The sequence below is a fragment of the Pirellulimonas nuda genome (genome assembly GCF_007750855.1).
Taxonomy (GTDB): domain Bacteria; phylum Planctomycetota; class Planctomycetia; order Pirellulales; family Lacipirellulaceae; genus Pirellulimonas; species Pirellulimonas nuda.
Genome location: NZ_CP036291.1, coordinates 1,512,653 through 1,535,063 on the forward strand (window position 1 = coordinate 1,512,653; position 22,411 = coordinate 1,535,063).

Below are 22,411 nucleotides of genomic sequence, written 5' to 3' on the forward strand. Positions count from 1 at the left end.
GGGGCTAGTGATCGCGGGAAGTAGTAGCCGTCGTGGGGCTGGCGACGGGTACCTAAGGTGTGCTGGTAGTCTACGAACCCGCCACATGCGCCCTGGACGCGCTGCGTGCGCACTGGCGCGTCAGACCCCTGGGGCGCTGTCCTAGCCGCGCAAGGGCCCTGCTGCGCCCTAGAGGGCGCGTGAGGGCCTCTAGCGGGCCCTGGGCAGCGGGGCCGACCTATAGAGAGGGCGGAGCAGCTTCGCCAGTTGCGTAGCGGCCACTTGGCCCACGCCCCTTGCCGCTGCAAGCCGCCCCTCAGGTTGGCGCCGCGGCTTCGTCACGCACCGGACGTCGGGCTGCGTATGTCAACGCAACATCAAGCCGAATAGCAGCAATGGTGGTAATGGGCGGATCAAGCACTACGACCCCCGCGTCGGGATCCTGACGCTGCGTCCCCCGGCAAGCTTGACGCCTTTCCCTAGCCTATAGAGGGATGCACTTGGCAGGCTGCAATCGCTTTGCCTTCAGCGGTGCAGCACAAGCTCCCGTACGCACTCGATCCGCCCTCTCAGCCGCACGAGGTCGCCGCGCCTCAGCTCGCGGATCGCCTGCCCCCTCCGCCCCGGCCGGAGCAGCGGGGGGCTGTCCCGCCATACGACTACGCAGCGGCCAATCCTCCCGGGCAGGTCGTGCAGCCTGATCTGCACCGCGTGGCAGTTGTCCAGGCCGATGCTGCCCCCGGCGTGGCGATCGCGGGTCACACCGGTGGGAAGGGCGGTCATGGGAAGAGGGTAACTCTTGGGGCGATGCCGGCGCCGTGGCGGGGGTATCTTGTGGCGGGGCGGGGCGCCGTAGGCATGGGCTGGTGGCTGGAGCCGCCATGACTGCCGCATGCGCCCTGTACGCGCTGCGCGCGCACTGGCGCGTTGGGCCGCCTGGGCGCTCTTTGAGACGCGCAAGGGCCCAGATGCGCCACAGCGGGCGCGTGGGGCCCTAGAGTGGGCCCTTGAGGCGGACGGGGGTGTGGCGGCACTTCTCAAGCGGGTTCATTGACGTTGCTTTTCAGGGACCAACCCCCGCACAATTGGCCTCGACGACGCGCTGCTCGCGATTACCTAGGAGCGGCCCGAGTCGACCTTTTAGCAATGGGAGCGGAAGTGATTAACCTTTGTACTCGCCGCATCGCCTTGGCCGCGTTTACTGTGCTGACTCAACTGGCGGCCTCACCGTGGGCCTCCTCTGCGCAGGAGGACGGCGATAAGGAGGACGCCGCCGTCCCGCTCACCGTGACCGGGACCGTGCTCGACGACGCGGGCCAGCCGCTGCCCGGCGCCACGATTGAATGGGGCGTCGATACGCAGCGGTTCAGCGCTCGGCAGCGTGTGGTCACCGATCGCGAGGGTCACTACTCGATCCGCCGAGGGCGGATTGAGGAGAGAGCCCGGCTGGCCGCTTCGGCCCCCGGCTTTTCCGCTCAGCTGATGGGCTGGGACGCCGAGCCAGGCGCGGGGCCGATCGATTTTCAACTCCAGCGGATACCGAAAGACGCGGCGTTCGTCGCCGGCACGGTCGTCGACGATTACGGTGAGCCAGTCGCCGGCGTCGTGGTCGAGGCGTTTACGCCTGTGGTCGGAGTGCACTCAAGCTTCTCTTGGCCCACCGGGCGCGACTACTTCCCAGGGCCCGACCGCAAGGCAACCACAGACGCCGATGGGGCCTTCCGTATCGAGGACCTTGCACAGCCGCTTTTCAACGACACAGGTGAGGTGCACCTCAGCCTGCGTTCGGAGCACCGGCACGTGAACGACGCCAACTACCCGCTAGGCGCCGGCGTCACGATCCGGATGCACGGCAGCGGCCGAGCGGGTGTCTTGCGTGGGAGGCTGGTTGACGCCAAGGACGGCCTGCCGATCGCCTCGCCGAAGGCCGTACGCATCGTCCAGCGTCATCGCACCGACGTGTTCGATGACGTCGACGATCAGGGCTGCCTCGAGCTGCCGGGCCCCGTCACGCTGGGCAACACGTACTCTGTGAATGTCTACGTAGCGGGTTACGCCGCTGCGGAAGCGCGCCTCACTGCAGTGAACGCAGATTCGGGGGGCATTGCCGACATCCTGCTCACCCCAGCGCCCACGCTGCACGGCCGCTTAGTCGACGCCGACAACGGCGCGCCCATCGCCGGCGCCGAGCTCTTGTACGGGCTGGTAGGCAAGGTCAGCTACTTTGAATGGAGCAGCTTCGCGAAGTACACCGACGGTCTTCACGGCCTGAAGTTCGTTCAGCATGCCACAACCGACGCCGAGGGGCGGTTCTGGTTTTGTGAGCCGCCGGAGGGCGAGCACGGCACAATCATCGGCCGCCCAGCGGGGTACGCAGAGATCGTGCTGTCTCCCGCCGAGCGCACGATCGCCCCCGAGACGGGCACGCTCGTGGTGAGGCTGCCGCGGGAGGCGGTGGTGATGGGCCTTGTCGTGAAAGACGGCAAGCCGGTCACCGAGGAGCGTGTCAGCGTCACGGGCGCCAAGCGGGGCGGCCTGGAGCAGTGGCGTGTCGGGGTAAAGACCGACGCGGAGGGCCGCTACCGCTACGGCGGGCTCGCGGCGGGAGAATACGTCCTCCATGCGAATGGCTTCGCGCAGCCGGTGACCCTCGGCCACGCAGAGCAGGCGGACGTCGACCTCGGCCACGACGCTGGGACTTGGAGCGTCCATGGCTTTGCCCCGGCTGGCGTGAGCATCGCGTTCAGCCCGATGTTCGACTGGCAGTGCCGCCAACTGGACGCCGAGGCGGACAAAGAGGGCCGATACCAGGTCCAAGGGCTAAAGCCGGGCCGCTATAGAGTAAGAATTGATTACGTGGGCCGCGGTTTCAGTCGGGATCACGAGGTTGAGGTCGAGGTGACCCGCGATGGCCAGCAGGTCGACCTGGAGTGGCGTCGTCCGCCGCAGCCCAAGGCCACGACCTAGTCCGAATCCACAACGCTCTCTTTCGCCTCATTCTTCGACGCGGTTCTGGGGGGAAGACTTTGAAGGTTTGTTGAGAGGCGCCCGCGACTCCTGGACCGTCCGTTGGCGCGGCCCAACCCCACCAGTAGTCGGGTGCCTAGCGTTTGGCGGGCATCCCGACGATCGACAGCTCCTTGTCGTACTCCACCCGCAGCGTGTACTCCACCGCGGCGCTGTCGGCGCCGGTCGAGCCGGCCGGGGCTTCGAGGTCCCACCGCAGCAGGCCCAGCTTGCGCTCGGCGGCCTGGTCGGGGTAGTCGGCCAGCTTCTTGCCGGGGTCGACCAGCGTGATCTTGATGTCGTCTTCTGCGACGGTGGGGATGCGGTCGACCAGCCGCACTTCCGCGGCCTCGCCCGCGAAGTTTTCGACGGAGAGGCGGTAGACGAAGTCGACGATCCGGTTCCCCCCCTGGATGGTTTCTTCCTTGCTCACCAGCTCGCGGCCGGCGCGGAGCGAGGCGTCGATCCCCAGACCCACGGTGAACGACTCCCCCGCCGCCACGGTCGGCACGGCGCCGCGGCCCACGAACTCGTCGCCCAGGAAGGTCGAGGCGGGGCCGGCCAGCAGCACCACCGCGCCCGTGTTGGTGAGCTTGACTTCTTCATAGACGTAGCCGGTAAGCACCGGCGTCGCCAGGCGGTAGAAGTCCCCCTTGAGGGGCAGCCGGGCGATTTGGATCAGCTGCCGGTCGCTGCGGCTGGGGAGCGACGTGCGCCCCGCTAGCTTGTAGCTGACGCTCACCCCTTCGGCGGGAGGCTGCGAGACGCTGCTGCTGCCCTGGGCTTTGCCAACAATGCCCCGGGCGTTGAAGTCGAGGATCTGCGACTCGTTGGCGAAGTAGTTGAGGCCGGCGTCGCCGTTGGCGCCGAATCCAGCGTTTGGCGTGCCGGGCTGCGACCCAGCGACCCTTCCGTAACCGCCGCCCCCTCCCATGCCGCCATCGGCTTGCTTCAAGAAAAGGTTGTCGTCGTTAGACTGAAACGCTTGCCACTGTGCCGAATCTTGCGGCATGTTCGCTGCCTGCTGGCGAGCACTGGCTAGATGTTCCCCTGATTGCTCCACCGCGGCGTTCAGCTCGCCCAGCCGGTTGCGAACATCCGATAGCTTGTCGCGGCTCGCGTCGAGCTGCCGCTTGAGGCGGCTGTATTCCTCGGCGCCAACGGCGACCTTTGGGCCGCCGCTCGCGGGGCTGTCTCCCAGGCGGATCGCCAGCGGGTCGAGCTTGGGGGGCTCGGCCACCAGCGACGGCGTGGCGGTCGACAGCGTCATCGCGACGTCCGTCCAGTCCTCGCCGCTCATCTGCTGCACCTGGGCGTTGTACTCCACGGTCACCTGCTTGCGGTCGGCCCCCGCCCGCAGGTTGTACGACGGGCTCCAGCCGGCGCCCGCCACCAAGTAACGCAGCCGCAGCGAGGCGCCCGCCTCCTGGGCGTCGACAAAAACCACCGCCTCGCGGACCGTGGTCGCGGAACCGCTGGTGATGTTCTGGCGTTTGCGGGTCGCTAGATTGATCTCTTCGTTCAGCCCCCGTTGCGCCTTGGCGAGCTCCAACTCTTCGGCCGCTACCTGCTCCCGCCGAGAGAAGATCAGCTCGGTCAGGCTGGTCAGCGTCTCGGCGTTCAGCACGCCGTGCTCCAGCTCGTTCTTGGCGGTCCCGGCCGTGAAGCCCTCGAGGCTGTTCAGGTATTTGGTGCGGTCGGCCAACAGCTTCTGCTCCCGCTCGACCGCCGAGAGCTCGTCCCGCAGCTCCTGGAGCTGCTCGTCCAGCTCGCGGACCTCGGCACGCACGTCCTGCTCCACCGGCCGGGTGCGGTAGCGGACCGAGCGGATCTCCAGGCCCTCGCCCGGCTCTGCGTACAGGCTTTCGGGCAAGATCAACGCCGGCAGGTTGGTCACCACCACCTCCTGCAGCCCCGTCTGGTCCCCCGGCAGCGTCACCGAGCGCGTGACCAGCGCCTGACCCTGGTAGACGGTGACCTCGGTCACATCTCCGTCGGTGAGGCGGTCGGCGTCGACCGGTTCGGTCTCCTGAGCCGCCACTGGGCGAGACGCGAACGCGTAGAGCAGCAGCAACACCGTGAAGGTTCGCGTCATCATCCGAGTAGTCTCTGGAAGTGGTTCGATGAGCCGAGTGGGGTGGCGTCTAAGCGTCAGACGCTCCGGGGGTCATCGTAGTTCCCTCGTTACTTAAGAATCCAGGAGCACAGCAAAGCTAGGCGTGGGCCAGCTAGCGCCCTCGTGCTGGGCTCCATGCGATACAGTCGGCGGCGGCCCTGATGGGCAGGGCGGGAGCGGGAGCTGCTAGGCTTGCAAGCGGCCCGGGGTAGGCCGGCAGACTAAGCGACTGATCGGGGAAGTGCTTTTATGCCCACGGCGCCGCCTCGGGCGGGGCCTGCCGGTCGCGGTGGGTGGACCGGGGCTGCGAAGCGCTGCTCGACGACACCACGCTCTTGCGGGGCGCCTTTTCGCCCGCATGCGCCCTAGCCGCACTGCGCGCGCACTGGCGCGTTGGGCCACATGGGCGCTGTCCTAGCCCCCGGGGGCCTAACTGCGCCACATAAGGCGAGTGAGGGCCTCAGGTGGGCATCAGGCGTATACAGCTTCGCTTCGCCTCGCCCACAGCGTCGCCGCCTTTCCATTGTTCACCATTGCCACTCGGCAGGACGAGCAGCCCACAACGGCTTCACCTCATGGGATCCCGTCTAGTCACCCCCACGGCCCAGATGCCTTTCGAGTAGGCGTGATAGGTCTTGTCACGGCTGGAGCCTAGCGCCTCCAAGACGTACCGCATCGACCCCCGTTCTCTGCCCGCAAGCGTAAGTCATTCTGGCACGTCGGCGCCGTGGCTGATCTCGTGATTGAGTCGGGCGCCGCTGACGACGTGTTGGCGCACCCGGTTGATGTGAGCCGACTGCCGGCCACGGGCTGCGGGAAGTGCGGCAAGCGTTCCCGGGCCGAGTAGTGTCAGCCGTTGACAGTTCATCACCACCAAGGCCCCCGCAATGGACGACGCAAACGACAACCGTACGCTGCTGGTGGACCAGTTCGCCGAGGCCGTCGCCGCGCCCGACCGGCTCAAGTTCGTGCAGCGCCTACGCGATGCTGCCGAGACGGGCGACGCCGAGCTAGCCGCCGTGCTGTGGGAGTTGCTCGTTCGGCTGGAAGACCTGCTGGCGATGGACAACGGCGCCCCAACCCCTGAGCAGATCGATGCGGCCTGCGAAGCGATCCGGGCACGGTGGACCCCGCCGAGCGCCGTCAGCGTGCCAGCGGGTTCGCGTGGACGCTGACGGAGGCCAAAGAGGAAGAGACGGTCGACACCCCGTTCGTGCGGGTGGCGGATATGCGGGCGTAGGGGGCGGCTGTTTGACAACCTGATCGGCGCCCCGGCGGTCAGAGCGTGAACGGCCGCGCCGGGGCTGGCGCAGGCGGCCGGGAAGTTGCGGCGAAAGGCAGGCCGATCCTTGCAAATTGGCGTCGGGGCAGCATACTTCGATGGCAACTCTAGGAGTGAGCCGCCTTGTCGAAAGCGAAGAATAAGACGAAGGTCGAGCGACAAAGAAAAATCAGGCAAAAGAGAAAGGAATATCGTGATGGCGGGGCTGGCAAGACTTGGCGTACCGTGCTGTCTCTGCTTGGGCGAGCTAGGCAGCCATTTGCCTTTGGCCGAAAATGGCGAGTTGATCGACCGCACGCGGACGCAATCTCTTTCGGGGGGGATGATCGAGAGATAGCGTGTGCAGAATGGGTCACTGGTCGCAAAAAGTCGCCGCTAGAGTCCGCTTGTGACTATTTCGATGGTTTTTGCTCGAATGATTTGTACCCCTGGCGGCATCCGTTTCGGGGGCTGTCGATACGTTACGTCGCTTGGGGCGCGACTGGGTGCTTAGCCACACTGGGTTTGGTTGCCGCCCCCATACTTTATAGGATCTGGCTCGACGAGCAGTGGGGAAGCCTGAAATCCGCGATCGCAGTAGTGGGCATCATAGTTGCACTGCAGGTTACTCAACGCGCCGCGAAACGATTGCAGCAGCCTGCTAAGCTTGAAAAGCTTAAGAGCAAATCGGGACGAGAACAAAAATACGGCCTGACCTCCTGCATTGGGCAGTTAGAGAAGCTTTATCAGCTACGAGAGGACGCCAGTAACAATTCGGGGTATTCATCGTTTATCGAGAAAGCTGCACTGTGGATGAGGCCAATCCTGTTCGGCACAAGATTTGCGCGTTGAAGAATAGGGCTAGCGCCAAGGGTAAACTTCGGTCATCTTACCACGATGGCCGCCAAGAAGCCGAAACTTGATGAGCGAGACGTGCGGGGGGTGAAGGAGCTGCGGGCGCTGCTTCCTCTGTTTGAGCGTCTGCACGGCGTGGGCTGCGAGCGGGACAAGGCGGGCAATCGCGTCCTGCACATGGACGAGTACTCCGTGCTGATCTTGCTGTTCTTGTTCAACCCAATCCTCACCTCCCTCCGCGGCGTTCATCAGGCGTCCGAGCTCAAGAAGGTGCAGAAGAAGCTCGGCTGCCCACGGACCAGCCTCGGCTCGCTGTCCGAGGCGACCGCGGTGTTCCGCGCCGAGGGGCTGCGTGAGATCGTGGGCGAGCTGGCGGATCAGTTGGGCGCGCTGCCGCACGACCGGCGGCTCGACGGCGTCACCCAACGGCTGACGGCCGTGGACGGCTCGCTGCTGACGCGGCTGCCACAGATCGCCCAAGCGGCTTGGCAGGGCCGGCGGCGCCCGGACGGTTGGCGGCTGCACGCGCACTTCGAGGTGCTGCGCGGCGCGCCGACCAACATTGAGGTGACGACCGGCCGCAACCGCAAGGACGCCAACGAGAAGGCTTCGCTGCGGAGGCTGCTGGAAGCCGACCGCTGCTACATCCTCGACCGGGGCTACGAGCAGTTCTCGCTGTTCAACGCGATCGTCGCTGCCGGCAGCAGCTACGTTTGCCGGGTGCGCGAGGACCACCACTTCACCCCCGAGCAGGCCCGCGACCTTGGCCCCGAGGCGATCGAGGCGGGGGTGCTTGAAGACGCGGTCGGCAAGCTCGGCTCGGCCAAGAGCGTGCGGATCGAGCACCCCGACCACCCGGTGCGGCTGGTCCGCATCCGCGCCCAAGCCCACCCCAAACGCGGCGGCGCGGCGGGAAAAGACCTCGTGCTAGCGACGAACCTGATGGACGTCCCGGCCGACGTGGTGGCGCTGATCTACGTACACCGCTGGCAGGTCGAGCTGTTCTTCCGCTTCTTCAAGCACACGCTCGGCTGCCGTCACCTGCTGAGCGAGGACCCGGTGGGCATTGAGATTCAGACGTACTGCGCGATCATCGTCTGCCTGCTGATCAGCCTATGGACCGGCAAGAAGCCGACGCTGCGGACGTTCGAGATGATCCGCTTCTACCTGATCGGATGGGCCGATGAAGACGAGGTGCTGGCGCACCTTGAAAAACTCAAAACGCATTGAACCGCCGCGAACCGACCACCCGCGCCGCGCCGGTCGATGCTGCGCAGTACGCAAACCCGATGGCCCCCAGCGCAAAATTCTGGGCAGACAGTTTCGCAACCACGGCTCATCACGGTCGAACCGAACCAGTGAGCAACTGGCGGGCCGAACAGGATTGGATGAGGCGGGAGTGCCAGGACGTGCATCCAATACCGACCGATCATTGGCAGGTGAGCATCGTGGTCCTGCGAGACGATTCGGGTAAGCGTATGGAGGTGGTCGCTCGTTCTGAGGAGATCAACGAATACCCCGGTTTCGATGGGGCTTTCGATGCCACCTACTCCATGGCTCGATTCGCTGGCATCCACCAGAGGACCGTCGTTGTCCCTGACGTTCAGAGCAAACGGGTTCCGTTTGTCTTTCCAGAGAAACAACTGGAGAGCGGGACGCTTCGGAGCAAAATGGTGATCCCGATCGTGGTGCCGAACCCTGACAGCGACAGGCACGTCTTTGTGGGAGCTGTATCAGTATCGAGCGACCGTCGTCACCATTTTGGAGATCGCCACAAGGCGGTACTGGAGGACGCGTTAGAGCCGATGCTTTCCCTACTTCGCCTAATCATGAGGGCCGAAAAATGCCGACTACAACTCTAACCATGAAGCCGCATGCAAAGACGCATCATGAATTGAACCCAACGGAGTCATCCGTCAGATCATCGCCCCATGCACTGGCTGCAGAAGTGCTTGCAGGAAGAATGACTCCGGAGCAAGCCGCTGAAATCGAGCGTAAGTCTGACTCATCTTCACGCTTCCTATGGTTGAAGATCATTCTCGGTGCGATCCTTCATCGCGGATGGAGTTAGCGTGCGAACTGCGTAGCTAGCTTCCGCGAATTGGGCCATGCCGGCATGCCCACCCTACCCCCCGGCGTAACCCGCGACCGCTACGCCGCCACCAGCACCACGCTGGACACCTGCCACGCCGTGCAGGTGGAGTTCCACGATCTGCCGGGCAGGATCGGGCGGGCCCTGATCGTCTGGCGAGACAGCCCGCCGCGACTCCGCCCGGTTCGGAAAGGGCAGTCGATCCGCGACCTGAGGCCCGGTGACCTAGTGCGGTGCGATGGGCGGGTCGAGTGCGTCCGGGGGCTGGTGCTCTATTGCTGATGGCCTCAGAGCCTATCCTAGCGCCTACGCCAGCCAAACGACCCAACACCGGAGCCGATCTACACTGGCTGCTTCGGCCGGACATACAACTTGGCGTTCGGAAAATGCCGCCGCACAATCGCAATCCCTTCCGCGCTTAATGGCGCCAAGGTCGCATCGGGCTCCGGCCATGAGACGACGGAGAAGTTTGGCTTCTCGGTCACACTGAGCCCAGAGAGGCGAGCACTCGTCACTTTCAACTGGCACAGTTCCCCGTGAAGCATAAAGGCGGTACCGCGTTCCCGTTCATAGAGAAGGGCTGTCAGTTCCGCCGACGTGCATTCCACTGTCTGCTTTTCCATCGAAGGCCTCGTTGAGTTGTGCTTGGAAGCCGATTAGCAGACCACGCCCGCCGACCCGGTCAAGTGCTAAATTGCCCCCGAGCGTATCTAGCGGGCGGCTCGATTCGCTTCGGGAGCTCGTGCTCTACCAATGATCCAGTTGGTTGACGCGGTGGGCGCCCGGTCGGCACAATCGACCCATCGGCCCCGTGAGTCGCGTTCGGGCCTGACTGCCAGTTGCAACTGACCCAAGCGCCCGACCATGACACGCACCCTAGCCGTGCTGCTGCTAGTCTTCTCGGCGGCTATCGCCAACGCCTGGAGCGAGCAGGGGCACAACATCATAGCCCTGATGGCGTTCGACCGGCTGACCCACGCCGAGCAAGCGGAGATCAGAACCATCCTCGCCGCGCACCCGCGCTTCGTGGAAGACTTCACTCCGCCGGCGAAGATCGAGAACGCCGATCGGTGGCGGATCGGACGCGCCGGTTACTGGCCCGACGTGGCCCGCAAGCAGCCCAAGTACAACCGGCCGACCTGGCACTACCAGTTGGGCGCTACGCTTGTGCTCGGGGAGGTGGCCAATGTACCGGCCGACCCTGGCCCGCTGCCCGCTGACGCCACGCTCGACACGAAAGACCTGTACGTGCTGCAAGCCATCATTCTCTGCCAGAACGTGCTGAGCAACGCCGACGCCGACCCGGGCGACCGTGCAATTGCGTTGTGCTGGCTCGCGCACCTGACCGCCGACATTCTCCAACCCTGCCACGCCGGAAGCCTGTACGTCGAGGGCGTATTTCCTGAGGGGGACCGCCGCGCCAGCGAGATCAAGACGCAGCAAGCCGGCAACTTGCACGCGCTGTGGGACCAGCTACTAGGCAGTCGTTTTGATGAGGGCGACGTTGATCGGCGCATCCGCGAGATTCAGGACATGGAACCCGCGGAGGGCCCGCTGCCAAGCAGGACGATGCCGATTGTCATGCAGCTTGCGAGCGTGGCGTCGCTAAGCCGAAATGTCGCAACGATCGCCGTCTACGAGCCCGAGGTGCTTTCACCAATTCGCGCCGTGCAGCGAGGCGATCTAGCGGAAGTCCCAAAAATAAAGCTCACAGACAAGTACCTCGCACGAGCCGGCCACGTCGCCCAAGTGATGTCGAAAGAAGCCGCGCGGTTCCTAGCGTTAGCCTGGCGTGAAGCACTCAAGCGTGCGGCGTCGACCCGCCGAACGCCTGAGAGTTGATGCTGTCAGGGTGACATGTGGATCGTTGGGATGTTCCGATCCGAGCCGGCGCCCCAAGGAAGACGAAGCTCGGCCTCCAACACCGGAACGGCCTTCGAACCACCCCGCGAAAGAACGCCTAGATCGCGGCAGCCACGATCACTACTCAACAATCGGAACCAATCAAGTGCGCGGATTGAGGGCTGAACGCCCCTATCGCGTAGCCCTTCGAACTGACTGGCCAGCCTGTCGAGGCGTACCGAAGAAAGGAGCCGGCGCCCGAGCGTCCTACCCCTTGCGCCGGACAGCCGCCCACCCGGCCCGGTATCGGGCGAACTCCGCCCCAACGACCAGCGCCGCTACCCACGCGGCGGCGGGCTCTGGCACAGCAACCGGCTCTAGCTCCACGCTACCCGCGGCGATGATCGCCCCAAAATTGTCCGCCCACACCAAATAGTCTTCACTGTCCACGACGCCGTTCTCGTTCGCATCCGCGGACAGGATTGACCCGCTCCCCAGCGTGTCACGCCAAACCGTGTAGTCGGCCGCGTCGACGGCGCCATCGAAGTTGAAGTCGCCGTCCAGGGATGAGGCAAAGTGAAGCCGGACGTCGTCGAAATCGACTTCGAGATCGGCGGCAGGGGCGAGCGGATCGACTTGGTTGAGGTTCACCAAGCGGATCCCAAGATCCCGGCCAAGGCTGGGGTCGCCCGGCAAGGCAGAGAAGGTCACCACGCTGGTAGCAAACTCCCCCTCGGGGATCGAACCCGGCAACGTCGACGTGTCGCTCGCAATGGGCGTGCCGCCGGCGAGCAGGTCGATCCGGTACCCTGGGAAGCCGCCCAGGTCGAAGTACTCCCCGCTCAAGGCCAGCCCCGAAGCGATATTGCCTACCTCGACCCGCAGGGTGTACGTGCGAAACGGCAGCAGCGGCGTGCCGACGCGCATCTGCTGGAGCCCGTACTCTCCCAGCCCGCCGCTGCCCGCACGGTTGTAGGCGATCGCCACGCGGCTCCCTTCGGGGGCGCCTTCCGGGAAGAAGACGAACTCGCCCGGCATCCCCGCTGCTGGCTGTGGCTCGAGTGTTCCGACGTAGAACGGATCAGCAGCGCCGGCGCCAATCAGCCCGGGCGGGTCCTCGTACAGATCCCAGCCCGGCGATGCCCCAAAGCTAAACTCGTTGAAGATGACGGCGGCGCCCGTCGTGTCCTCAAAGCCAGCGTTGACGACCGGAACAGGAGTACCCCCTGCGTAACCCACGCACGCGACGACGCACCCGACGGTAGTTGCGACCCGACAGCAGGACGACGCGGTGAGCATGGCATGCCTTGCCGAACGGCGATGATGAACAGTGGAACGGCGGCGACGCTGTGGGCGAGGAAGAGAGAAGATCTGTTCCTCTGAGGCCCGCCTTAGGCCCCCACGCGCCTTCTGTGGCGCAGCTGGGCCCTTGCGGGGCCAGGACAGCGCCCGGGTGGCCCAACGCGCCAGTGCGCGCGCAGCGCGCCCAGGGCGCATGTGGCCGTCCTTTACGACTTGATCTTCTGACTGACCCAAGCTCCAGCAGCATCGGCGGAGCGTCCGCGGAGATCTGGCCTCTTACCCACCCACAACGTTGCGGACCCGGCTCTGGCAGCAACACCACCGCCCGATTCAGCCCCCAGACGCGTAGCGTCAAACGGCTGAAAGGCGGTGGGCGCCAGGTTCGGGTCTCTTCGACTCCCCGCGACACGCTGGCGGAGCAGACTGCTATCGACGATTATGGAGGACCACCTCGCGTAGCGTACGACCCGTCCACGTCGCGGTTACCTAGGGAATACGAGCAGCCACTCGCACACCACTCACCCACTAGCCATGGGGCGCAATCAACACCTTCCCGTCAGTCATGTGCTGCACGTAGTGCTCCAACGCCGCCGCCGCTCCCTCAAGGCCCACGCGACGCTCCACGTGCGTGCCAATCTGCCTCTTCATCACCATCCGCTGAACACGCCCCGCGGCACGCAGGATCCCTAGGGAGCCCTGCTGCTTGAGCCAGCCGCCCAAGTAGAAGCCCCGCAGCTGCTTTTCTTCAAACACCAGCCCCAGTGGTTCAACTCCCCCGCACGCCGTTTCTGACAACGAGCCGTAGACATACGCGGTCGCCCCCCGCGGCATGGCGTTCAGCACGATCCCCGTCATGTCGCCCGCCACGGCCTCGAACGCCGCGGTTGCCTGGAGCTTGGCGCACGTATCAGTGAGCTGCTCCACAAAGCCCGCGTTCGAGGAGTTCAGCACGTGCGCGGCGCCCTCCCGCTTCAGCAGCTCCACCTGGGCATCGCGGCGGACGATGGAGATCAGCGGGTAGCCAGCCTCCTTGGCTAGGCGGACCACCATCCGGCCGACCTGGCTCGCCCCGGCGGTCTGTACCGCGGCGGCGTGGCCCTCCTTGCGCGCCGTAGCGAGAAGCCCGACCGCGGTCAGCGGGTTGATGATCAGCGTGGCGCCTTGCTCCAGGGTGAGCCCCTGCTTGAGTGGGATGCACTCCGCGGCGTTGGCCGCCATGTACTGGGCCCAGGCGCCGTCGCGGTCGTCCTGGTTGCCGCACGCCACACGCTTGCCTTGCAGCCACCAGGCGAGCAGGCCCCCGCCGCTGGCGACCACGGTCCCGGCGCCTTCCCAGCCGGGCACAGTGGGCAGCGTCTTGCCGGTCCCGTACTTGCCCTGCAAGAAGAGCAGGTCCGACGGGTTGCAGGGGGAGGCGTCCATCTTCACCAGCACCTGGCCGTGGGCCGGCTTGGGGGTGGCTCGCTGGACCACCTTTAGCGAGCGGACCGCTTCGAGCACGTCGTCGTGGTGGGCTTCCAGCAGGAGGGCCTGCATCTGGTCGGAGATCGGCTGGCTCATGTGCTGCCTTTGGTTGCTCGCGTTGGCGCCATCCCCCGTCGAGGCCGACAGGATGACCGGGCCTAACTGTGATTACCCTACCAGAAGGGCGACCCAACCGACCGAACAGCACAGTACCGGTCCCGCACTCGCGTCAGGTCGCGGGCCGCTGTCCACGAATGCTCTGCCTAGGACGCGCAGGAAGTAGGGCCGACCTTATGCTCCCACCCAGACCACGACCGCCCACCTCAGCCTAGCGGAGGGGGGCCATGGAACGTGCGTCGTTGCGTCCCATCAAGTTCAGGGGCGGTCCGCCCGCGAGCCAGCGGCACGGCTCTGGCAGGTTGGGCCCTTTGCAGCCGGTCGACGCTACGCGTCTGTGGGCTGGATTGGGCCGGAGCGGACGCGGTGGCCACACCTGCGGCGCCTAGCAGCCCCAGGCGGGCGTGGGCAACCGCCACCGACGTGACCAGCTGAGTGGTGCCGCCGCGATCAGAGAGCCACTCCCTTGGGCGAGCAGAATGGTTTGCATAACTACAGAGGTCTCCAGCACCGCTGCGGCTTATGGTCGGAAGCACCCCCCAACCGGATGGTCCGACTCCGGCCACCTGACGGGAGCCGGAACTGAGGGAGGTGATGTCCACCGCTGCGGGTTTGCGGAAGCCCAAACTCAGCGAAGTTGAGGCATCCGACGCGTGCTTCAGCGGCACAAAAAAGCAGGCGGTTTCCAACTGAATGTGACCCCGCTGCGTTCTAGAAAAGAATCTTTGGCCGTCGAGCGTAAATGACTCAGGCAGGTTCGAGCTTCTCGCTCAACGGGTGGACCAGTCCAGAAAGTCTTTGCCTCCGACATCCCTGCATGGATGAGAACACAGTGGGATATATGAGTGTCTCAAGCGGTGCCAAGTAAGAGAATCGACAGATGGCATTTAGGCACGGCGCAAATCCGAACTTATTTTAGCGATACATCGACTTTTCTGATCTTACCGTCGAACTTGAACGGGCTCCGTTCAAAGTAGTCCCGTGAGACTGTTGACCCGAGGTCAACGCCGACATCAAAGCTTTCGCTAGCGGTAAACGCGGCGGGCACGGTCATCTTCGCGGTCGTGCGGGCAACTACCTTGCCATCCACGCTGAGGACGATATCGGCTGGTGCTCCTGGTTTCGGCGCTTTGAGGGTTGTCTCCACGACGATGGTGTGATGGCCCGGCGCTATCTTTTCTACCGACTTCGCGATGGACCGATCAATGATCATCAGATTGTACTCAAAAACGAGGTGGCCCTGGTCCATGTAGCACGTGAGACCTCCCCCCGCGCCCCCCATGGCGTAGAGCACTCCGCTGGCCCCCGCGCCGCATTCGAGGTCGATTGTCACCGTGTTGTTGCGGTTCCCTAATGCGGGAGCCGTGAACTCGGGCATCCGGGTTGTCGTGTCGTCGAAGGTCCATCTCGTGTAGGGTGACTTGATCCGGTCTTCAGGATGAATTCGCAGCCAGATGCCGGCGCCGATAGGGAAGACTTTGTTCTCCTCCGCTTGGGCGAGGAACAGCTTCTTCATCTCTTCGACTTTCTGCGGCTGCTCTTTGGCGAGGTCGTGCATCTGCGAGAAGTCGTTCGTGAGATCGTAGAGTTCCCACACGGCTTGTGAGGAATCCCACTTATCGAGTCCTGGCTGCGCGTTCAGCCACGGGATCAACGGCCCAAAGGTGCAGGCGTACCAGCCATCCTGGTAAATGCCGTCGCTGCCGTTGTTGTCGAAATATTGGATGTGCTTGTTCTCGGGCGCGTGGGCATCAGCGAAACTGGCGGCCATGCTGACCCCGTCGATGGGATCCTGCGGGAAGCCGTTCACTTTCTTGGGGGCCTTGATGCCGATCACCTCATAGAGCGTCGGGACGATGTCGTTGACGTGGTAGAACTGGGAGCGCGGCCTCTTGCCGGCTTTGATCTTCCTCGGCCAGGAGACGACGAGCGGATTACGGGTGCCGCCGAAGTGGGCGGCGACGAGCTTCGTCGAGCGAAACGGCGTGCTGCCGGCCCAAGCCCAACTTGCGTGGTAGATATTGTCGGTGAGTGCACCGCCGAGAGCCTGGAGGCCGCCGAGTCCGTCGAGTGTCTTGATCTGTTGGGCGACCGTGTTGGGGATCTGGTTTTGCGCGAGTAGCTCGCTGATCGATCCGTTCTGCCCTTCGGCGGAACTTCCGTTGTCGCCCCAGATATAGAGGATGATGGTGTTCTCGCGCTGGCCGGTCTGGTCGAGGTAATCCACCAGTTTGCCGACTTGGGCGTCCGTGTGTTCGCAGAAGCCCGCGTAGAGTTCCATCAGCCGGGTCTGGAAGGCGTGTTCTGATTCCGGAATGTCCGCCCAGGCGGTCATCGTCGGGTCGCGCGGCGTAAGCTCGGCGCTGGCGGGAATCCAGCCGAGCTGTTTTTGGCGGGTGAAAATTTCTTCACGGAGCGTGTCCCAGCCCCGGTCGAACTTGCCTCTGTACTTGTCGGCCCACTGGGCAGAGACGTGGTGTGGTCCGTGGACTCCACCCGGTGCCCAATACATCAGGAATGGTTTGTCCGGAGAAAAGGCACGATGCTGTTTCAGCCACTTGATCCCCTTTTCCGCCATGTCCTCAGTGAGATGATACTTCTCATCGTGCGGCGGCTCGATGGCGATGGTGTTCTCCACCAGGCGCGGCTCCCACTGCGACGTTTCCCCCGCGAGGAAGCCGTAGAAATACTCGAATCCGTACCCTGTCGGCCAATAGGTGAACGGCCCCATCGCGGTCGTCTGGTCGGCGGGTGTGTTGTGCCACTTGCCGAAGGCGGCCGTCTTGTAGCCATAGCTTTTCAGGACTTCGGCCACCGTTGCCGAGGTTTTTGGGATGACGCCGGTGTAGCCGTCCCAATCGACGGCGCGCTCGGCGATGGTGCCGCTGCCGACGCGCTGATGATTCCGCCCCGTTAGTAGCGCTGCACGCGTAGGTGAGCAAATCGAGGTGGTGTGAAATCGGTTGTAGCTGATCCCTTCGTCGCAAAGCTTGGAAAGCGTCGGCGTGTGCGCGAATCCGCCAAAGGTATCTGGTACGCCGAAGCCTGCGTCGTCGATCAACACGATCAGCACGTTCGGGGCGCCGTCCGGCAAACGATCCGGTTCGACGCGGCGTTTGTGAACTGATTCTTGAAGCGTTGGGCCCGCCGTGCTGGCAGAAGGGGTCGGCGGAAATGGCAGCACAGAGCCATCCTCTTTTGTGGCAGCGGACGCTCCGGATGCGAGGCCAGACAACATGACGACGAAGGCAAATATGGACATCATTGCGGCGCCCTATTTTCTCAGATACTTGATCGTTGTCTTGCCGATGTCGCCGTTGAACGCGAATGGCGCCTGGTCGAAGTAGTCGAGCGAAACGGGTGAATCCAGGTCGGCGCCGATGTCGAAGGTCGCGTTCGAGGTGAAGTGGAGGAACATTGCGGCTGGCACTCGGCCCTGAGCCACCTCTTCGCCATTCACCCTGAGCGTCACATCCATCGGCCCGCCGATCTTGGCAGCCAATCTCGATTCGACTTCTACTTCTACCTTGCCGGTCGGCAGCTTGTTCCTGGACTTAAGCTTGGTCCGCTGCACCTCGAACAAATTGAACTCGTAGCACAGGAAGCCGTCCTTCACATAGCAGGTGATGCCGCCGGAGAATCCGGCCAGCGCATACAGGACGCCGTTCGCGTTCATGGGCACGTGCACATCCATGACCACGAGACTGTCCACCTTCCCCAGCTTGGGTGCAGCGGATTCTGGCATCCGGGTCAGTGGGGCGTCGAAGGTCCACTCCGTGAGGTTCGAAGCGGGCGCATCCTCGGGATGGAACATCGCGGTGGACCACAAGCCGCCGCCGATGGGCAGGTTCTTGTTCTTCGTGGATTCGAGCAAGAAGAGCAGCTTCAGTTCTTCGAGCTTCTGCGGATTGGTCGCCGCGAGGTCATTCGCCTGGCTCCAGTCCTCGTCGAGGTTATAAAGTTCCCACGGATCTGTGAGCGGAGACCACTCCTCGATGCCTTTTGGAAGACCCCCCACCCACGGTTCGCGGGGACCGGGGGCGCTCGCGAACCAACCGTCGTGGTAGACGCCGCGGCTGGCCATGATGTCGAAGAACTGCGTCTTACGCGTCCCTGGCGCCTTCGCATCGCCAAACGCATACACCATGCTGACGCCGTCGATAGAATCCTGCTCGAACCCGTTCACGATTCGCGGCGGGGTGATCTTCGTCAGTTCGTAGATCGTCGGCACGATGTCGATGACGTGATGAAACTGCGGACGTGCCGTCGGGTCAGCCTTGATGCGATTCGGCCACGCAACGGCCATCGGCTGACGGGTGCCGCCAAAGTGGGCGCCCACAAGCTTGGTGGACTTGTAAGGCGTGCTGCCCGCCCAGGCCCAGGCCGCGTGATACATGTTGTCGGTCTTCGGACCGCCGAGTGCGTCCAGCCCGCCGAGTTCCTCTAGCGCTTCGAGGTGCTGGGAGATCTTTGTCGGGATGCCGTTCTGCGCGAGCTGCTCACTAATGGTTCCGTAGAGGCCCTCTGCCGAGGAACCATTATCCCCCCAGATGTAGAAGACAAGCGTGTTGTCGAGCTTGCCCTGACGCTCGATCTCGGCGATGACGCGACCGGCGTTGTAGTCGGCGTGTTCGGTGAATCCGGCGAAAACCTCCATCAGTCGGCGTTGGAACGGCTTCTCGTCCTCGGGGATCGAATCCCACGACGCCATCGACTCGGGCCGCGGAGTGAGCCGAGCGTTCTGCGGGATCCACCCCTTGGCCTTGGCCCTGGCGAAGACGCGCTCGCGGTACTTGTCCCAGCCGTCGTCGAACTTGCCCTTGTACTTGTCGGCCCACTCCTTCATCACCTGATGCGGCCCGTGCGAGGCGCCTGGCGCCCAATACATCAAGAAAGGCTTGTCCGGGGCGTAGGCGTTTTGTTCGCGTAGCCAGGTGATGGCGTCCGACGCGATGTCGTCGGACAGGTGGTAGTCCTTGGGTAGATGCTCGGTAACTGGCGTGGTGTTGCGGGTCAGGGTCGGCTCGTACTGCGAGGCTTCTCCGGCCAGGAAGCCGTAGAAATACTCGAACCCATAGCCGGTCGGCCAGTAATCGAATGGCCCCATGGTCGTGATCTGTTCTTCGGGCGTGTTATGCCACTTCCCCCAGGCGCCTGTGTTGTAGCCGTAGTTCTTGAGCACTTCGGCGACGGTCGCCGAGGACTTCGGAATGGTGCCGCTGAAGCCGTCGAAGTCGTTGGCGATGGCGGCTATCTGGCCGTTGCCGACCCGCGTGTGATTTCGCCCGCAGAGCAATGCTGCCCGCGTGGGCGAGCACATGGCTGTGGAATGGAAACGATTGAACGAGATTCCCATGTTCGACACACGGTCGAGCGTCGGCGTATTGATCTCGCCGCCGTACGTCGAGGGCGTGCCAGGCCCCACGTCGTCCATCAGGATGATGAGGATGTTGGGCGCGCCGTCGGCCAAATGCTTGGGCTCGACGCGTTTCTTGTAGACCGAGTCCTGGATCGTCAGTCCGGCAACCGAGCCAGAAGGCGTGGGAGGGAACGGCAAGATTTCCTGTGCTTTAGCGGCCAATTCCGACAGCAAGCCCAGCGTGAGGCCGACCACTGCGATCCAAGGTTGCGGTTTCATATGCATGAGGCTCAGGGTGTTAATGTTGGGCTTTGATCTTGAGGATCTGGGACTGGATGCCATCGATGGTCTTGCCCATTTGCGCGCTGAGGCCGAGTTGGCGGATGGGGAACTCCTGGAAGGTCATCAGGTGCTGTTCGGCAATGCCCACGATCGGGGTCAGCACCCAAGTCTTATGCTCCGCATACTGGCGGTTGACATCGCCGGTTTGCCGCTCGAAGGGGTCCATACGCACATTCGTGATCAGCGGGCGGCCGAGACCCACCAGCGGATCATCCCAATGCCCCCCTTCTTTGATGGAGAAGCTGACCTTGAACGCGTCGTACCGAATGGCGGTCAGCACCGTCTCGTCGTAGTAGAAGACAAACTTGCGCGACGACTTATCGCTCTTCCCTGTGAACAGGCCGGTCTGGTCGTAGCCGTCGAGGTGGAGCTTGTACCTTTTGCCGACGTAGTCGGCGCCTTGTTTCAGCTTCGCCACAACCTCGAGTTCGCCGGCGGCGGCCGCTAACGTCGGCAGCAGGTCGGTCATGTCGACGATTTCACTGGAGACGCGCCCTCCGGGAGCGCCGGGCCAGCGAACAAGGCACGGGGCGCGCACGCCCCCTTCCCAGGTGGTGCCCTTATCGCCGCGAAATGGGCTGGTGCCCCCTTCGGGCCACATGTACTGGTACGCGCCATTATCGGTCACGTAGATGACGATCGTATTGTTGGCGAGGCCCGTATCGTCGAGCTTCGCCAAGAGCTGGCCGACGTGACCGTCGTGCTCAGCGAGCGCGTCGCCGTAAACGTCCTCCCGACCCGCCCGGGACTTCCCGCGCACGCCGTCCTTAAAGTGGAAGAACACATGGAGGCGCGCAGCACAGTGCCAGAGAAAGAACGGCTGCTTGTCGTTCGCCTTACGGTCCAAAAAATCGAGCGACTTGGCGACGATCTCGTCATCGAAGGTCTCCATCCGCTTCGTCGTCAGCGCGCCTTCGTCCTTCGTCGGGCCGTCGGCCGTCCCGGAAATGACCCCGCGCGGGTCAAACTTCTTGCGGAACGCCGGGTCCGTCGGGCGGTCGGGGTCTTCCAAGTCCTCATTGCCGTTGAGGTGGTAGAGGTTTCCAAAGTACTCGTCGAACCCATGCCTGTGCGGCAGATGCTCTTCAAGATCCCCAAGGTGGTTCTTGCCGAATTGGGCGGTCGAGTAACCCTTGGCTTTAAGGATTTCGGCGAGGGTGACGTCCTCCTTGTGCAGGCCGGCGGGCGAGCCCGGCGTGCCGACGGTCGTCAGCCCAGTCCGGACGGGAAGCTGGCCAGTGATGAACGCGGCGCGACCCGCCGTACAACTCGGCTGTGCGTAGAACGATGTCAGCCTGAGACCTTCGCGGCCAATGCGGTCAATATTGGGCGTTTGGACGCCCATGATATCGCCCCCGTACGACGAGACGTTCATCCAGCCCACGTCGTCGGCCATGACCACAAGAATGTTGGGCCTCGACTGGGCGTGCGCGAACTGCGGGAGCCCGATCACCAGCGCCGCCAAGGCGCCATAAGCAGGTGAAACACGATTCATGGTCGGTGACTCACGATGAGCTCTGGGCCGATGGTTCTTGAGCCCGGGAATGGGCGATTCCAGAAAAGCGCCGCGCAGCATAGCACTTTCGCCGACTCCCGGCATTCTAGCGCCATGGTCTTGGAGCTAGGATATCCAAAAGACGCAACTTCGGACCTTTGGTTGGCGACGTCGATGATCACCGCATGCGAACCACCCAGAACGACGTCGTCGACCGTCGCGCCGATCGCGTTTGAGATCGCGACCGGTGACGTGGACGACCTAAGTCGCCTCTATCCCGGCTGGGAAGGGCGATTCCAACAGGTTTCGGCGGGCGCCTTTCGAGGGAACGTTCAGGTTGTCCAGGGCCAACTGATCCGGGCGTTTCGGGGGACCACCAATCAAGTGCTCCTGACGCGCGGGTCGAGCCAGCCGGGCTGGATCGACTTCAGCCCAATCACCCCGCGGAACCATAAGAGCCGATGGCAGGGGCGGCAGTGCGACCCCAATCACTTGGTCGTCCGCGGCGGTCAGGTTGGCGTCGATAACGTCGCGGCGCGGGACGCGGAGATTGTCACCCTGTCCGTGCCGATTGACCTCATTCGCCGAGCGGCCAACAGCGTCCTGCGGCTCAAGGGCGACCCCGCGCGGATCGACTGGCGATGTCTCTGCGTCGAGCCGACCGCACTCGCCGTGTTGGAGCAGCTTGTGAAACGCATCGCTGCAAGGTCCGCGTCTGACGCGTCGTCAAGCGATTGTTATGCGGACGAACAAGAGTGTGTTGTCGCGGCCCTCAATGTCCTCAGTTCGCGGAACGGGACGTGCGCCCTTGAGCCGCGCGGCAATCGCGCCAGTTTAGTGCGCCGAGCAGAAGAGTATCTACGCGAACGCCTCGCGTCGACGGTTGGCCTCATCGACTTATGCGAGGAACTCGACGTCTCCGCAAGAACAATGCAGTATGCGTTTCGCGAGCGGTTTGGCATCGGCCCCATCGAGTACCTCCGCATGCTGCGTCTCAACGCCGTGCGGGCGGACCTCAAAACGGCACGGACACAGGGCCTCTGCGTCCGCGATGTCGCCCGCCGATGGGGCTACCGTCATCTCAGCAACTTCGCCGCGGACTACAAAAGACACTTCGGAGTCCTGCCATCGAAGGCGAAATCGGGATCGCTTAGTCAATAAACTCCGATTCTCAAAACGGG

Annotated in this window: 16 protein-coding genes; 8 read left to right on the forward strand and 8 right to left on the reverse strand. The window is 63.8% G+C overall.

All coding sequences use genetic code 11. The features are described from left to right. Positions 1–504: 504 nt before the first annotated feature. Positions 505–762, reverse strand: coding sequence for a hypothetical protein (locus Pla175_RS06410; RefSeq protein ID WP_145282278.1), 258 nt, complete (start codon positions 760–762; stop codon positions 505–507). 375 nt (positions 763–1,137) lie between these two features. Here Pla175_RS06410 and Pla175_RS06415 point away from each other — a divergent pair, with 375 nt between their 5' ends. Beyond that, entirely contained in the window at positions 1,138–2,946 is a 1,809-nt protein-coding gene (locus Pla175_RS06415) for an MSCRAMM family protein (RefSeq protein WP_197527307.1), read from the forward strand. A gap of 136 nt (positions 2,947–3,082) precedes the next feature. On the opposite strand, the gene Pla175_RS06420 is transcribed toward Pla175_RS06415, so the two are convergent. Further along, positions 3,083–5,083 carry a mucoidy inhibitor MuiA family protein gene (locus Pla175_RS06420; RefSeq protein WP_145282286.1) on the reverse strand — a complete coding sequence of 667 codons (2,001 nt, stop codon included), beginning with the start codon at positions 5,081–5,083 and terminating at the stop codon, positions 3,083–3,085. Between the two features lie 905 nt (positions 5,084–5,988). Between Pla175_RS06420 and Pla175_RS06425 the strand changes: the two genes are divergently transcribed. The 5 genes from Pla175_RS06425 (at position 5,989) to Pla175_RS06445 (ending at position 9,591) form a co-directional block, all read left to right on the forward strand. Beyond that, on the forward strand, positions 5,989–6,276 hold the full coding sequence (locus tag Pla175_RS06425) for a hypothetical protein (RefSeq protein WP_145282289.1): 288 nt from the start codon (positions 5,989–5,991) through the stop codon (positions 6,274–6,276). A gap of 230 nt (positions 6,277–6,506) precedes the next feature. Next, positions 6,507–7,214 carry a hypothetical protein gene (locus Pla175_RS06430; protein ID WP_145282292.1) on the forward strand — a complete coding sequence of 236 codons (708 nt, stop codon included), beginning with the start codon at positions 6,507–6,509 and terminating at the stop codon, positions 7,212–7,214. Positions 7,215–7,259: 45 nt separating this feature from the next. Next, positions 7,260–8,447, forward strand: a complete 1,188-nt coding sequence (locus tag Pla175_RS06435) for an IS4 family transposase (protein WP_145282295.1) — start codon at positions 7,260–7,262, stop codon at positions 8,445–8,447. Further along, on the forward strand, positions 8,444–9,079 hold the full coding sequence (locus Pla175_RS06440; RefSeq protein ID WP_145282298.1) for a GAF domain-containing protein: 636 nt from the start codon (positions 8,444–8,446) through the stop codon (positions 9,077–9,079). Before Pla175_RS06435 ends, Pla175_RS06440 begins: the two co-directional genes overlap by 4 nt. A 254-nt stretch (positions 9,080–9,333) precedes the next feature. After that, positions 9,334–9,591, forward strand: a complete 258-nt coding sequence (locus tag Pla175_RS06445) for a hypothetical protein (protein ID WP_145282301.1) — start codon at positions 9,334–9,336, stop codon at positions 9,589–9,591. 59 nt (positions 9,592–9,650) lie between these two features. Here Pla175_RS06445 and Pla175_RS06450 read toward each other — a convergent pair whose 3' ends face one another. After that, the gene (locus Pla175_RS06450) at positions 9,651–9,932 is read right to left on the reverse strand and encodes a hypothetical protein (protein WP_145282304.1); all 282 of its coding nucleotides are present in this window, start codon (positions 9,930–9,932) and stop codon (positions 9,651–9,653) included. 241 nt (positions 9,933–10,173) lie between these two features. Here Pla175_RS06450 and Pla175_RS06455 point away from each other — a divergent pair, with 241 nt between their 5' ends. Beyond that, the gene (locus tag Pla175_RS06455; RefSeq protein WP_145282306.1) at positions 10,174–11,151 is read left to right on the forward strand and encodes a S1/P1 nuclease; all 978 of its coding nucleotides are present in this window, start codon (positions 10,174–10,176) and stop codon (positions 11,149–11,151) included. A gap of 267 nt (positions 11,152–11,418) precedes the next feature. On the opposite strand, the gene Pla175_RS06460 is transcribed toward Pla175_RS06455, so the two are convergent. The 5 genes from Pla175_RS06460 to Pla175_RS06480 form a co-directional block, all read right to left on the reverse strand. Beyond that, a complete protein-coding gene (locus Pla175_RS06460; protein ID WP_145282309.1) occupies positions 11,419–12,450 on the reverse strand; it encodes a dockerin type I domain-containing protein in 1,032 nt (343 codons plus the stop codon). Positions 12,451–12,978: 528 nt separating this feature from the next. Further along, positions 12,979–14,013, reverse strand: a complete 1,035-nt coding sequence (locus Pla175_RS06465; RefSeq protein WP_145282312.1) for a zinc-binding dehydrogenase — start codon at positions 14,011–14,013, stop codon at positions 12,979–12,981. A 931-nt stretch (positions 14,014–14,944) separates the two neighbouring features. Then, positions 14,945–17,299 carry an arylsulfatase gene (locus tag Pla175_RS06470; RefSeq protein WP_197527308.1) on the reverse strand — a complete coding sequence of 785 codons (2,355 nt, stop codon included), beginning with the start codon at positions 17,297–17,299 and terminating at the stop codon, positions 14,945–14,947. A 9-nt stretch (positions 17,300–17,308) separates the two neighbouring features. Beyond that, positions 17,309–19,678 carry an arylsulfatase gene (locus tag Pla175_RS06475; protein ID WP_231954222.1) on the reverse strand — a complete coding sequence of 790 codons (2,370 nt, stop codon included), beginning with the start codon at positions 19,676–19,678 and terminating at the stop codon, positions 17,309–17,311. Positions 19,679–19,691: 13 nt separating this feature from the next. Further along, a complete protein-coding gene (locus Pla175_RS06480; protein ID WP_145282315.1) occupies positions 19,692–21,230 on the reverse strand; it encodes an arylsulfatase in 1,539 nt (512 codons plus the stop codon). 162 nt (positions 21,231–21,392) lie between these two features. On the opposite strand from Pla175_RS06480, the gene Pla175_RS06485 reads away from it, so the two are divergent. After that, entirely contained in the window at positions 21,393–22,391 is a 999-nt protein-coding gene (locus Pla175_RS06485; RefSeq protein ID WP_197527309.1) for a helix-turn-helix domain-containing protein, read from the forward strand. Positions 22,392–22,411: the final 20 nt, after the last annotated feature.

Coding starts and splice junctions, on each gene's coding strand:
- Pla175_RS06410 (WP_145282278.1), bottom strand. CDS start 762: ATGACCGCCCTTCCCACCGGTGTGACCCGCGATCGCCACGCCGGGGGC.
- Pla175_RS06420 (WP_145282286.1), bottom strand. CDS start 5,083: ATGATGACGCGAACCTTCACGGTGTTGCTGCTGCTCTACGCGTTCGCG.
- Pla175_RS06425 (WP_145282289.1), top strand. CDS start 5,989: ATGGACGACGCAAACGACAACCGTACGCTGCTGGTGGACCAGTTCGCC.
- Pla175_RS06435 (WP_145282295.1), top strand. CDS start 7,260: ATGGCCGCCAAGAAGCCGAAACTTGATGAGCGAGACGTGCGGGGGGTG.
- Pla175_RS06445 (WP_145282301.1), top strand. CDS start 9,334: ATGCCCACCCTACCCCCCGGCGTAACCCGCGACCGCTACGCCGCCACC.
- Pla175_RS06450 (WP_145282304.1), bottom strand. CDS start 9,932: ATGGAAAAGCAGACAGTGGAATGCACGTCGGCGGAACTGACAGCCCTT.
- Pla175_RS06455 (WP_145282306.1), top strand. CDS start 10,174: ATGACACGCACCCTAGCCGTGCTGCTGCTAGTCTTCTCGGCGGCTATC.
- Pla175_RS06460 (WP_145282309.1), bottom strand. CDS start 12,450: ATGCTCACCGCGTCGTCCTGCTGTCGGGTCGCAACTACCGTCGGGTGC.
- Pla175_RS06465 (WP_145282312.1), bottom strand. CDS start 14,013: ATGAGCCAGCCGATCTCCGACCAGATGCAGGCCCTCCTGCTGGAAGCC.
- Pla175_RS06470 (WP_197527308.1), bottom strand. CDS start 17,299: ATGATGTCCATATTTGCCTTCGTCGTCATGTTGTCTGGCCTCGCATCC.
- Pla175_RS06475 (WP_231954222.1), bottom strand. CDS start 19,678: ATGCATATGAAACCGCAACCTTGGATCGCAGTGGTCGGCCTCACGCTG.
- Pla175_RS06480 (WP_145282315.1), bottom strand. CDS start 21,230: ATGAATCGTGTTTCACCTGCTTATGGCGCCTTGGCGGCGCTGGTGATC.